This is a genomic window from Streptomyces sp. M41 (assembly GCF_043673425.1).
Lineage (GTDB): Bacteria > Actinomycetota > Actinomycetes > Streptomycetales > Streptomycetaceae > Streptomyces.
On sequence record NZ_JBIMKE010000010.1, the window covers coordinates 105,737 to 119,981 of the forward strand.

Below are 14,245 nucleotides of genomic sequence, written 5' to 3' on the forward strand. Positions count from 1 at the left end.
AGCGAGATCCATGTCCGAGCGTGCCCAGCGGCGACTTCCCCTGACCGGGGCCCAGACCGGTGTCTGGTACGGCCAGCGGCTGGCCCCCGACTCGCCGGTCTACAACGTCGGCCAGTACGTCGAGATCAGCGGACCGCTCGACCCCGCGCTCTTCGAGGAGGCTGTGCGCCGCACCGCCGGTGAGTGCGACTCGCTGACGGCGCGCTTCGAGGAGGACGAGGCGGGCCGGCCCTGGCAGGTGCTCGTACCCGACCCGGACGCGCTCGCGGGGAGGCCGGTGCTCAAGGTCGTCGACCACCGGGGCGTGCCCGACCCCGACGCGGCGGCGCTGGAGCTGATGCGCGCTGACATGGACCGGCCCCTGGACCCCGTCACCGACCCGCTGTTCGCCTACGCGCTGCACTTGGTCGGCCCGAACCGGGCCCTGTGGTACCAGCGCGTCCACCACATCGCGCTCGACGCCTACTCCTTCTCGCTGATCGCCCGGCGCGTCGCCCAGGTGTACACCGCGCTGGCCCGCGGCGAGGAGCCCGAGCCGTCCAAGTTCGGCTCGCTCGCCCACGTGGTCGCGGAGGAGCAGGCGTACCAGGGTTCGCAGCAGGAGGGGCGGGACCGGGAGTACTGGCTGTCCAGGCTCGCCGACCGGCCCGAACCGGAACTGCTGGCCGGCGCGGCCCACCCGGCCTCGCAGACCTTCCTGCGCGACGGCGCCGTCCTCACACCGGAGGCGACGGCCGCTCTGCACGCCCTCGGACGTGCGGCGCGCGCCACGTGGGCCGACGCGGTCACCGCCGCCTGGGCCGCGTTCCTGCACCGCTCCACCGGGTCCCGGGACGTGCTGCTGTCGATGCCGGCGATGTCCCGTCTGGGCTCGGCGGCGCTCTGGGTGCCGTCGATGGTGGTGAACGTGCTGCCGCTGCGGGTGGCGGTCCGCCCGGACCGCTCCCTTGCCGAGCTGACCGCCGATGTGGCGCGGCTGGTGCGGGAGTTGCGGGCGCACCACCGCTACCGGGCCGAGGACATCCGCCGCGACCTCGGTCTGGTGGCCCGCGAACAGGGGCTGCTGGGGCCGATGGTGAACATCAATGCCTTCGACTACGCGCTGGACTTCGCGGGCGCCCCCGGCACCGCCCGCAATCTGGCCGCCGGTCCCGTCCACGACCTCACGCTCCAGCTCTACCACGACGCCGCCGACGGCCACATCCGCTTCGAACTGGACGCCAACCCCCGCGCCTACGACGCGGAGACGCTGACCGCGCGGTGCGCCGAGTTCACCCGGTTCCTGTCCGAGGTCGCCGCGACCGGCCCGGACTGCCCGGTGGGCGGCCCCGACCTGGTCCACGCCGACACCCGGCTCGCCCTGCTGGCCGCCGCGGACGGCACCACGCGCGAGATCGCGCCCGGCACGGTCGTCGACGCCTTCGCCGTGCAAGCCGCCGCGCATCCGGAGCGGACCGCGGTCGTCGCCGCCGGTCGCGAACTCACCTACGCCGAGCTGGACGAGCGGTCCGGCCGTCTGGCCCGGCTGCTGGCCGACCGGGGCGTCGGACCGGAGACGTATGTCGGCATCGCGCTGCCCCGCACCGAGGAGCTGCTGGTCGCGCTGCTCGCCGTGCTCAAGGCGGGCGGCGCCTATCTGCCGCTTGACCTGGACTACCCGGCCGACCGGCTGGAGTACATGGTCCGCGACGCCCGCCCGGTCTGCGTGCTGACCACGCTCGCCGCCGCGCCCTCGGCGCCGCGGGTGCCCGGCAGCGGCACCGTCGTCCTGGACGCGCCGGACACCCTGGCCGCCCTGGGCGAACACTCCGCCGCCCCGCTCACCGACGACGAGCGGCGCGCCCCGCTGGACGGCGCGCACCCGGCGTACGTCATCCACACCTCCGGATCGACCGGGCGCCCCAAGGGCGTGGTCGTGCCGCACGCGGCGCTCGCCAACTTCCTGCGGATGCAGGCGCACGAACTGGCGCTGAGCCCCGGGGACAGTCTGGTGGCCGTCACCACCATCTCGTTCGACATCGCCGCGCTGGAGCTGTGGGTCCCGCTGATCAGCGGCGCGACCGTGGTCCTCGCCGACCGCGACACCGTGCGTGACCCCGCCGCGCTCGCCGCGCTGGTGGACGCCCACCGGCCCACCGTGATGCAGGCGACCCCGTCCCTGTGGCACGCCCTGCTGGAGGACGGCCGCCCGGCGGCCCTCGTCGGCACGACGGTGCTGGTCGGCGGCGAGGCCGTGCCGGCGGCCCTGGCCGAACGCCTGGCCGGCACCGCGGGGAAGGTCACCAACGTCTACGGGCCGACCGAGGTGACCGTCTGGGCCACCTCCGCCACGCTGGCCGCCGACCACACCGGCACGCCGGACATCGGCACCCCGTTCTGGAACACCCGCGCCTACGTCCTGGACGGTGCGCTGCGCCCGTCGCCCACGGGGCGTCCCGGCGAGCTGTACCTGGCCGGGGCGCAGTTGGCGCGCGGCTATCTGGGCCGGTACGGGCTGACCGCCGAACGGTTCGTCGCCGACCCCTTCGGCGCCCCCGGCGCCCGCATGTACCGCACCGGCGACCTGGTGCGGCGGCGCGCCGACGGGCGTATCGAGTTCCTCGGCCGGGCCGACGATCAGGTCAAGGTGCGCGGCTTCCGGATCGAACTCGGTGAGATCGAGACCGTGCTGGGCGGGGCCGGGGCGGTCGGCCGCGCGGTGGTCGTGGTCCGCGAGGACCTGCCCGGCTCCCAGCACCTGGTCGGCTATGTCACCGCCGCCGCGGACGGCCCCGCCCCGGATCCGGCCGCGCTGCGGGCGCTGGCCGCCGAGCGGCTGCCCGAGTACATGGTGCCGTCGGCCGTGGTGGTGCTCGACGCCTTCCCGCTGACCGCCAACGGCAAGGTCGACCGCCGCGCCCTGCCCGCCCCCGATCTGTCGGGGCTGACCTCGGCCGGTGCACGCGCCCCACGCGACGCCCGGGAGGAGATCCTGACCGGGATCTTCGCCGACGTGCTCGGGTTGCCGTCGGCCGGGTCGGACGACGACTTCTTCTCGCTCGGCGGGCATTCGCTGCTCGCCGCCCGGGTGATCGCGCGGGTGCGGCAGGCGCTGGGCGCCGAGTGCGGCATCCGGGACATCTTCGAGTCCCGGACGGCCGCGGCCCTGGCGGAGCGGCTGGCGGAGCGGGGCGCCAGCGGGCGTCCGGCGCTGACCGCGGTGGAGCGGCCGGAGCCGCTGCCGCTGTCGTACGCGCAGCGGCGGCTGTGGTTCCTGCACCAGATACAGGGTCCGAGCGCCGCCTACAACATCCCGTTCGTGGCCCGTTTCGCCGAGCCGCTGGACACCGCAGCGCTGGACGCGGCGCTCACCGACGTCGTGGCCCGGCACGAGGCACTGCGGACGGTCTTCGCCGAGCGGGGCGGGGAGCCGTACCAGCGGGTGCTGGCGCCCGCCGGGGCGGGGGTGCGGCTGGAGGTCGTCGAGGCCCCGGAGGAACGTTTCGGCGCGGAGAGCGAGCGCGCGCTCGGTCATCTCTTCGACCTGGCGGCCGAGATCCCGATCCGGGTCACCGTGCTGCGTGACCCGGCGAGCGGCGCGCACGCGCTGGTGGTGCTGCTGCACCACATCGCGAGCGACGAGTGGTCGATGGGCCCCTTCCTGCGCGACCTGGAGCGGGCCTACGCGGCCCGGTCGGCCGGGCACGGCCCCGACTTCGCGGAACTGCCCGTGCAGTACGCCGACTTCGCGCTGTGGCAGCGCGGCCTGCTCGGCGACGGCGACGGCGAGGGCACTGACCTCAGAGCCCGTCAGACGGGTCATTGGCGACAGGCGCTGGCCGGTCTGCCCGAGGAACTGACCCTGCCCGCCGACCGACCGCGCCCGGCCGTGCCGAGCGGTGCGGGCGGACTGGTGCACCGGCAGCTCCCGGACGAACTGGCCCTCGGTGTTCGGCGGTTGGCGCGGGAGAGCGGCACCAGCGTCTTCATGGTGGTGCACGCCGCCGTCGCCGCCCTGCTGCACCGCCTGGGCACCGGCGACGACATCCCCCTGGGCACGCCCGTCGCCGGGCGCCCCGACACCGCCCTCGACGACCTGGTCGGCTTCTTCGTCAACACCCTGGTGCTGCGCACCGACCTGTCCGGCGACCCGAGTTTCACCGCCCTGCTGCGGCGGGTCGCCGCGACCGACCTGGCCGCGCTCGACCACGCCGACCTGCCCTTCGACACGGTCGTCGAGGCCCTCAACCCGCACCGCACCCTCGCCCGCCACCCCCTCTTCCAGACGATGGTGTCGCACAGCACGGTCACCCAGGACGTGCGCCGCCTGTTCGGCCTGGATGCCCGGGTGGACCGGATCGATCCGGGCACCACCAAGTTCGACCTCGACTTCACGTTCAACGACACCGCGGACCACGACGACCTGGATCTGGAGGTGTTCTACTCCTCCGACCTGTTCGACCGCGCCACGGTGGAGCGGCTGACGGGCCGTCTGCTGCGCCTGCTGGAGCAGGCCGTGGCCGATCCGGCGCGGCCCGTGTCCGCCTACGACCTGCTCGACGCCGACGAGCGCGACCGGTTGGCGCGGTGGAACGACACGGCCCGCCCGGTGCCGGCGGACGGTGTGCAGGAGCTGCTGGCCCGGCAGTCCGCGCGGACTCCTCAGGCCGTCGCCGTGGTCTGCGGCGACACCCGGCTGACCTTCGCCGGCCTGGACGACCGGGTCGAGCGGCTGGCGCGGGTGCTGGCCGCCGAGGGCGTCGGCCCCGACACGGTGGTGGCCCTGATGCTGCCCCGCTCGGCCGACTCGGTGGTGGCCGCGTTCGCCGTGTTGCGGGCGGGCGGCGCGTATCTGCCGCTGGACCTGGACCACCCCGGGCACCGGCTGGAGTTCATGCTCCGGGACGCGGCCCCCGTGTGCGTGCTCACGGCGGGAGCGGCCACCACGCAGGTGCCCGAAGTACCGGGCGCGGCACGCCTGGTGCTGGACGAGGCGTCGTTCGCGGCACGGCTCGACGCGGCGCACACGCTGCCCGAGCCGCGGCACGCCGGGCCGGACCACCTGGCGTACGTCATCTACACCTCCGGCTCGACCGGCCGGCCCAAGGGCGTGGGTCTGCACCACGCCGGACTCACCAACCTGTACCGCGACCACGAGCGCGAGCTGTACCGGCCGGTCGCCGAGCGGCTGGGGCGCCGGGTGCGCGCGCTGCACACGGCGTCGTTCGCGTTCGACTCCTCCTGGGAGCAGCTGCTGTGGCTGGTCGCCGGGCAGGAGGTGCACATCCTCGACGAGTACGGCCGGCGGGACGCGGACGCGGTGGTGGCGTACGTGCGCGAGCACCGCGTCGACACCCTGGACGTCACGCCTTCCTACGGCCGCCAGTTGCTCGACGCCGGTCTGCTCACCGGCGAGTGGCGCCCGCCGCTGTTCCTGCTCGGCGGCGAGGCGGTGCCGCCCGCGCTGTGGGCGGAGCTGCGTGCCGTGCCCGGCGTGGAGACCGTCAACTACTACGGGCCGACCGAGTTCACCGTGGACGCGCTGGTGGCGCGGGTCACCGACTGCCCCGCACCGGTCGTCGGGCGTCCGCTGGACAACACCCGAGCCCATGTCCTGGACGCGCGCCTGCGTCCGGTGCCGCCGGGGGTGCCCGGCGAGCTGTACCTGGCCGGTGTGCAGAATGCGCGCGGTTACCTGGGCCGGTTCGGGCTGACCGCCGAGCGGTTCGTCGCCGACCCCTTCGGCGCCCCCGGCACCCGGATGTACCGCACCGGCGACCTGGCGCGACGGCGGCAGGACGGCATGCTGGAGTTCCTCGGCCGGGCCGACGGCCAGGTCAAGCTGCGTGGCTTCCGGATCGAACTGGGCGAGATCGAGGCGGCGTTGACGGCCCGCCCGGACGTCGGCGCGGCGGCGGTCATGGTCCGCGAGGACGTGCCGGGCGTGCGGCGCCTGGTCGCGTACGCCGTCGGCACGGCCGACCCGTCCGCACTGCGCGGTGAACTGGCCGCGGAACTTCCGGAGTACATGGTCCCGGCTGTGGTCGTGATGCTGGACGTGCTGCCGACGAACGTGAACGGCAAGCTCGACAGGACCGCGCTGCCCGCGCCCGTGATCGCCGCCGCCGAGCCGTCCCGCCCGCCGCACGGAGCGGCGGAGGAGCGGCTGGCCGCCGTCTTCGCCGAGGCGCTGGGGCTCTCCTCGGTCGGCGCCGAGGACGACTTCTTCGCCCTCGGCGGGCATTCGCTGCTCGCCACGCGGGTGGTCGCGCGGGTGCGTGACCTGGGCACCACCTGCTCGGTACGGGACGTGTTCGAGACCCGTACGGTGGCTGCGCTCGCGACGCGGCTGGCCGCGCGGTCGGCGTCGGAGCGGCCCGCGCTCGTGCGGTCCGCCGACCGGCCCGCGCTGCTCCCGGTGTCGTACGCCCAGCGCAGGCTGTGGTTCCTGCACCAGGTGGAGGGCCCGAGCGGCACATACATCATCCCGGTCGCGCTGCGCCTGCGCGGCGTGGTGGACGTCCGGGCGCTGGAGTCCGCTGTCGCGGACGTGGTCGCCCGCCACGAGGTGCTGCGCACGGTCTTCACCGAGGTGGACGGGGAGCCGTACCAGCGCGTCCTCGCGGCCGGTGAGGTCGAGGTGCCGTTCGCGGTGCGCACGGTCGCGGAAGCGGAGCTGGAGCGGGAGGTGGAGGACGCCGCGAGCGAGGTGTTCGACCTGACCCACGAGGCGCCGGTCCGGGTGACGCTGCTGAGCACGGCGAAGGACGACCATGTGCTGGTGGTGCTGCTCCACCACATCGCGACCGACGAGTGGTCGTCCGGCCCGCTGCTGGCCGACCTGGACACCGCCTACCGGGCCCGGGCCGCCGGCTCGGCACCCGACTTCCCCGAACTCCCCGTCCAGTACGTTGACTTCACGCTCTGGCAGCGGGAGCTGCTCGGCGGTTCGACCCGTTATGCCGCCTCACTGATGGACCGTCAGATCGCTTACTGGCGCGAGACATTGGCCGGTCTTCCCGAGGAACTGGCCCTGCCCGCCGACCGGCCGCGCCCTGCCGTTCCCACCCATCGGGGCGACACGCTCACCACGGAGCTGTCCGCCGAGGTGACGGCCGGCCTGGAGCGGATCGCCGCGGACACCGGCGCCACGATGTTCATGGTGGTGCACGCCGCCGTCGCCGCCCTGCTGCACCGCCTGGGCGCCGGCGACGACATCCCCCTGGGCACGCCCGTCGCCGGGCGCCCCGACACCGCCCTCGACGACCTGGTCGGCTTCTTCGTCAACACCCTGGTGCTGCGCACCGACCTGTCCGGCGACCCGAGCTTCACGGAGCTGGTCGAGCGGGTCCGGGCCGGCGACCTCGCCGCCCTGGACCACGCCGACCTGCCCTTCGACAAGGTCGTGGAGGCTCTCGACCCGCACCGCACCCTCGCCCGCCACCCCCTCTTCCAGACGATGGTGGCCTACGAGGGCGGGGGCCCCGACCTCAGCGCGGTCCTGGGAACGGACGCGGCGCAATACCCGGTCCGCACCGGCGCGGCCAAGTTCGACCTGGAGATCCTGTTCCGGCGCGTGGACGGGGCCGACGGGCCCGCTCTGACCTGCGGTGTCCGCTACGCCACGGACCTGTTCGAGCGGTCGGGTGCCGAGCGGCTGGTCTCGCGGCTGGTGCGGTTGCTCCAGGAAGTGGTGGCCACGCCCCGTGCGCCGCTGGCCGGGCTGGATCTGCTCGCGGACGGCGAGCGGGAGCGCGTGCTGCGCGGCTGGAACGACACCGCGCGCGTGCTCGACGGCCCGGCGACCCTCGCCGACCTCGTCACGGCCGGCGCCGGGGACCCGCGGGCCACGGCTCTCGTCTTCGAGGGCGAGCACCTGAGCCGCGGTGCCTTCGAGGGGCGGGTCAACCGTCTCGCCCGGCTGCTCATCGGCCGGGGCGTCGGACCCGAGTCGATCGTCGCCGTGGCGCTGCCCCGCTCCTTCGAGCTGCTCGTCGCCCTCCACGCCGTAGTCCGGGCAGGCGGCGCCTACGTTCCCCTCGACGCCACGCTGCCCACCGACCGCCTCGCCCACATGACCGGCACGGCACACCCGGTGGCGGTCCTCACCGACGCCGAGTCGGCGGGCCTGCTCACGGACGAGGTCGGCGGTCGGCGGATCGTGCTGGACTCGACGCCGGTCAAGGCCGAGTTGGCGGGTCTCCCCGCCGATCCGGTGACGGACGCCGAGCGGACCGCTCCCCTGCTGCCGTCCCACCCCGCGTACGTGCTGTTCACGTCCGGCTCCACCGGACGCCCCAAGGGGGTGACGGTCGAACACGCCGCCATCGTCAACCGCCTGGAGTGGATGCAGGACGCCTACCGGCTCACCCCCAGGGACCGCGTCCTGCTCAAGACGCCCACCACCTTCGACGTGTCGGTGTGGGAACTGTTCTGGCCCCTCGCCACCGGCACCCCTCTCGTCATCGCACGCCCCGACGGGCACAAGGACCCCCACTACCTCGCCGCACTCATCCGTGAACAAGCCGTCACCGTCTGCCACTTCGTGCCGTCGATGCTCGCCGCGTTCCTCACCGACACCGAGCTGACGGACTGCCCCAGCCTGCGGCTCGTCGTGTGCAGCGGCGAGGCACTCCCCTCCGACCTGGCCGCGCGCTTCCACGCCTCGGCCGGGCACCGCGAGATCGCCCTGGAGAACCTCTACGGCCCCACCGAGGCCGCCGTGGACGTCACCCGGGCACCGGGTGTGGCCGGTGACGCCGTCTCCGTGCCCATCGGCGCCCCCATCTGGAACACCGAGGTCTACGTCCTCGACCACCGCCTCACCCCCTGCCCCGTCGGCGTCCCCGGCGAGCTCTACCTCGCAGGCGCCCAACTGGCCCGCGGCTACCTCGCCCAACCCGCCCTCACCACCGAGCGCTTCACCGCCAACCCGCACGGCGCCCCCGGCAGCCGCATGTACCGCACCGGCGACCTCGCCCGCTGGAACCCCGACGGCACCCTCACCTACCTCGGCCGCACCGACCACCAGGTCAAGCTCCGCGGACAGCGCATCGAACTCGGCGAGATCGAGAGCGTGCTCGCCGAAGTCCCGGGCGTCACGCAATCGGCGGTGGTGGTCCGTGAGGACACGCCCGGGGTCCAGCGCCTCGTGGCGTACGTCGTGGCGGGCCCGGCCTTCGACCACGTCGCCGCGCGGGCCCACGCCGGGAGCCGGCTGCCCGAGTACATGGTGCCGACCACGTTCGTGCGGCTGGACGCGCTGCCGCTCAGCCCCAGCGGCAAGCTGGACCGGCGTGCCCTGCCCGCGCCCCCGGAGGCGGCGGCGGGATCCTCCCGTGCGCCGCGCAACGCCCGTGAGGAGGTCGTCGCCGGGGTGTTGGCCGCCGTGCTGGAGCGGACGCATGTCGGTGTGGAGGACGACTTCTTCGCGCTCGGCGGTCATTCGCTGCTGGCCACGCGTGCGGTGAGCCGGCTGCGGGCCGCGCTGGGGGTGGAGTGCGCCGTGCGTGACCTGTTCGAGGCGCGTACGGCGGCGGCGCTCGCGGCCCGGCTGGCCGAGCGGTCGGCTTCGGGGCGGCCCGCGCTCACCCGGGCCGCCGAACGGCCCACGCTGCTGCCGCTGTCGTACGCCCAGCGCAGGCTGTGGCTCATCGACAGCGTGCAGGGGCCCGGTACGACGTACAACGTGCCCCTCGCGGTGCGGCTGCGCGGTGCGGTGGACGTACGCGCGGTGGAGGCGGCGCTGTCGGATGTCGTCGCCCGGCACGAGGTGCTGCGCACGGTGTTCACGGAGGTGGACGGGGAGGCGTACCAGCGTGTCCTCGAGCCCGGCGAGGTGAAGGTGCCGTTCGCCGTGCGGCACGTGACCGCCGGGCAGCTGGTGGCGGAGGCCGGGGCCGAGGGCGGGCACGTCTTCGACCTGGCGCGGGAGATTCCGCTGCGGGCCTCGCTGTTCAGCGCGGCGGAGGACGACCACGTCCTGCTCGTGCTGCTCCACCACATCGCCACCGACGAGTGGTCGACGGGTCCGCTGCTGGCCGACCTGGACACCGCCTACCGGGCCCGGGCCGCCGGCTCGGCACCCGACTTCCCTGAACTCCCCGTCCAGTACGCCGACTTCGCGCTCTGGCAACGCGACCTGCTCGGCGATCCGGGCACCGGCGCCGGCTCGCTCGCGGCCCGGCAGACGGAGCACTGGCGCGAGGCCCTCGCGGGTCTGCCCGAGGAACTCCCGCTGCCCACCGACCGGCCACGCCCCGCGATCCCCTCCCACGGAGGTGACGTGGTTCTCTTCGAGGTCGCCCCCGGTACCGGGGACGGGCTGGCCCGGCTGGCCCGCGAGAGCGGGGCGACGATGTTCATGGTGGTGCACGCGGCGGTCGCCGCCCTGCTGCACCGCCTCGGCGCCGGCGTCGACATACCGGTCGGCACCCCCGTCTCCGGGCGGGAGGACGAGCAGGTGGACCGGCTGGTCGGCTTCTTCCTCAACACGCTGGTGCTGCGGGCCGACCTGTCCGGCGACCCGACCTTCGCGGAGCTGGTCGGGCGGGTCCGGGACACCGGGCTGGCCGCCTTCTCGAACGCCGATCTGCCGCTGGAGGCCGTCGCCGAGGCGGTCGGGCAGGCGCGTGGCCACTCCCGCGCCCCGCTGTTCCGGACGATGGTGACCTACCACTCGGTGACCACCGACGTCACGGAGCTGTTCGGGGTGCCCGCCGAGGAGCTGGACGTCGAGATCGGCGGCTCCAAGTTCGACCTGGAGTTCGCCTTCGGCGGCGCGGCGGCGGACGGCCGGATCAGCGGTGGTCTGCGTTACGCGACGGACCTGTTCGAGCGGGCCGGCGCCGAGCGCCTGACCGAGCGTCTGGTGCTGCTGCTGGACGCGGTCGCCGCCGACCCGGAGCTGTCCGTGTCCCGCGTGCCCGTCATGGACGCCGGTGAGCGCGAGCGGGTGCTGCGGGACTGGAACGACACCGCGCGCGTCCTCGACGGTCCGGCGACCCTCGCCGACCTCGTCGCGGCCGGTGCCCGCGATGCGGAGGCCACCGCCCTCCTCTTCGACGGCCGGTTCCTGACCCGGGGTGCCTTCGAGGAGCGGGTGAACCGTCTCGCGCGGCTGCTCATCGGGCGGGGCGTCGGACCCGAGTCCGTCGTCGCCGTGGCGCTGCCCCGCTCCTTCGAGCTGCTCGTGGCGCTGCACGCCGTCGTCCGCGCCGGCGGTGCCTATCTGCCGCTCGACCCGGCCCTACCGGCCGAACGCCTCCTCGACATGACCGACACGACGGCACCGCGGTGCGTGATCGCGGACCGGGCCTCGCTGGACGCGCTGCCCGATCACCTCCACCCGCGGGCCGTGGTGCTCGACGAGCCGTCCGTGGTCGCGGAGTCGGCGGACCTGCCGCCTCACCCGGTGACGGATGCCGAGCGGACCGCTCCCCTGCTGCCGTCCCACCCCGCGTACGTGCTGTTCACGTCCGGCTCCACCGGACGCCCCAAGGGGGTGACGGTCGAACACGCCGCCATCGTCAACCGCCTGGAGTGGATGCAGGACGCCTACCGGCTCACCCCCAGGGACCGCGTCCTGCTCAAGACGCCCACCACCTTCGACGTGTCGGTGTGGGAACTGTTCTGGCCCCTCGCCACCGGCACCCCTCTCGTCATCGCACGCCCCGACGGGCACAAGGACCCCCACTACCTCGCCGCACTCATCCGTGAACAAGCCGTCACCGTCTGCCACTTCGTGCCGTCGATGCTCGCCGCGTTCCTCACCGACACCGAGCTGACGGACTGCCCCAGCCTGCGGCTCGTCGTGTGCAGCGGCGAGGCACTCCCCTCCGACCTGGCCGCGCGCTTCCACGCCTCGGCCGGGCACCGCGAGATCGCCCTGGAGAACCTCTACGGCCCCACCGAGGCCGCCGTGGACGTCACCCGGGCACCGGGTGTGGCCGGTGACGCCGTCTCCGTGCCCATCGGCGCCCCCATCTGGAACACCGAGGTCTACGTCCTCGACCACCGCCTCACCCCCTGCCCCGTCGGCGTCCCCGGCGAGCTCTACCTCGCAGGCGCCCAACTGGCCCGCGGCTACCTCGCCCAACCCGCCCTCACCACCGAGCGCTTCACCGCCAACCCGCACGGCGCCCCCGGCAGCCGCATGTACCGCACCGGCGACCTCGCCCGCTGGAACCCCGACGGCACCCTCACCTACCTCGGCCGCACCGACCACCAGGTCAAGCTCCGCGGACAGCGCATCGAACTCGGCGAGATCGAGAGCGTGCTCGCCGAAGTCCCGGGCGTCACGCAGACCGTCGCCCATGTCCGTGAGGACCGGCCCGGAGTGCAGCAGCTCGTCGCCTACGTCGTCCCGGGCCCGGCCTTCGACGCCACCGCCCCGCGCGCCCATGCCATGGCCCGGCTCCCCGAGTACATGGTCCCGGCGCTGTTCGTGGAGCTGGACGCCCTGCCCCTGACCGCGAACGGCAAGCTCGACCGCCGTGCCCTGCCCGCGCCGCCGGCCCGGGACAGCGGGCAGGGCGCGGCCCCTCCCGGCGAGACAGCGGCGGCGGTGCTCGCCCGGCTGATGGCGGAGGTGCTCGGGCTGCCGCGGGTCGGCGCCGACGACAACTTCTTCGAGCTGGGCGGCGACAGCATCGTCTCCATCCGGCTGGTGAGCCTGGCCCGGAAGGCGGGTGTCACGTTGACGGCCCGTCAGGTGTTCGGGCACCCGACTCCCGCCGGGCTCGCGGCGGTCGTGGCGCCCCGGGAGGCGGCCGGCGAGACGCGTCCGGCGGACGTGGGGACCGGTCCGCTGGTGCTGCCCCCGGTCGCCCACTGGCTGGCCTCGCGCGGCGGCCCGTACGAGCGGTTCTGCCAGGCGCGGCTGGTACGGCTGCCCGCCGGGGTGCGCGGCACCGACCTCGCCACGGCGCTCCAGGCCGTCCTGGACCGGCACGACGGGTTGCGCCAGGTCCTGACGGTCACCCGTCCGGGGCTGTGGAGCGCAAAGGTGCAGCCCGCCGGTGCGCTCGACACCGCGTCGGTGCTGCGCACGGTGGACGTAGCCGACGCGGACGGGGAGGCGCTGCGGGAACTGGTCGCGGGCGAGTCGGACCGGGCGGCCGGCGAACTCGACCCGGCCGCCGGAGCGACCGTACGGGCGGTGTTCTTCGACGCCGGACCGGACGCGCCGGGCCGTCTGCTGCTGGTGGCCCACCACCTGGTCGTCGACGAGGTGTCGTGGCAGATCCTGCTGCCCGACCTCAGGGCGGCCTGGGAGGCCGCGGCGGCGGGGCGTGCTCCGGCCCTGGACCCGGTGCCGACGTCGTTGCGCACCTGGACGGCGGGGCTGCTGGCCGAGGCGTACAGCGCGCGGCGGCTGGCGGAGCTCGACCACTGGCTGACTCAGGCGCCGCGCGGCCGGCTGTTGACGGACCGGGCGCTGGAACCGCCGCGGGACACCGTCGCCACCGCACGCCGGCTGGTCGTCCGCCTGTCGGCGGAGCGCACGGAGCCGTTGCTGACGCGGGTTCCGCAGGCCGTGCACGGCACAGTGCAGGACGTCCTGCTGACGGCGTTCGCGTTGGCGGTCGGCGACTGGGCGGAGCGCACGGGCCGCGCCCGCGACGCCGCCGCACTCACCGTGGACCTGGAGGGCCACGGCCGCGAGCAGGACCTCGTGCCGGGCGCCGACCTGACCCGGACGGTCGGCTGGTTGACGGCCGTCCACCCGCTGCGGCTGGCGGTCCCCGCGGACGTCCGGGACGTGGGCGGCGCGCTCAAGGAGATCAAGGAGCTGCTGCGGGGCGTGCCGGAGGGCGGCGTGGGCGCGGGCCTGCTGCGTCATCTGAACGCGGGCACCGCCGGTCTGTTCGGCGTCGGCCCGCGTCCGGAAGTGCTGTGGAACTACCTGGGCCGGCAGACCGCACGGACCGCCTCCGACTGGGGGCCCGCGGCGGAGGCCGACGCCCTCGCGGTCGGCCCGGACCCGGCCATGCCGCTCTCCCACCCGCTGGAGGTCGTCGCGGAGGTGGAGAACGGCCCCGTGGGTCCGGAGCTGACGGCGTCGTTCGTCTGGGCGGGCGAGGCCCTGTCCCAGAACACCGTCAGCGCGCTGGCCGATGACTGGCTGATCGCGCTGCGGAAACTGACCGACTGGGCGGACGGCGGCTCGACCGCCGGGCACACGCCCTCCGACCTCGACCTGCTCGACCTCGACCAGGACCAGATCACCATGCTCGAAGAAATGTGGAGGGCCCAGCAGTGAAGC

1 protein-coding gene is annotated in these 14,245 nt (G+C 74.5%); it reads left to right on the forward strand.

Translation table 11 applies throughout. From position 1 onward, the window contains the following. Positions 1-10 precede the first annotated feature (10 nt). The gene (locus tag ACHBTE_RS15835; protein ID WP_394724463.1) at positions 11-14,242 is read left to right on the forward strand and encodes an amino acid adenylation domain-containing protein; all 14,232 of its coding nucleotides are present in this window, start codon (positions 11-13) and stop codon (positions 14,240-14,242) included. Positions 14,243-14,245 lie beyond the last annotated feature (3 nt).

What these genes read in the sequence shown, in the direction of transcription:
- ACHBTE_RS15835 (WP_394724463.1), top strand. Translation starts at nt 11, where the DNA reads ATGTCCGAGCGTGCCCAGCGGCGACTTCCCCTGACCGGGGCCCAGACC.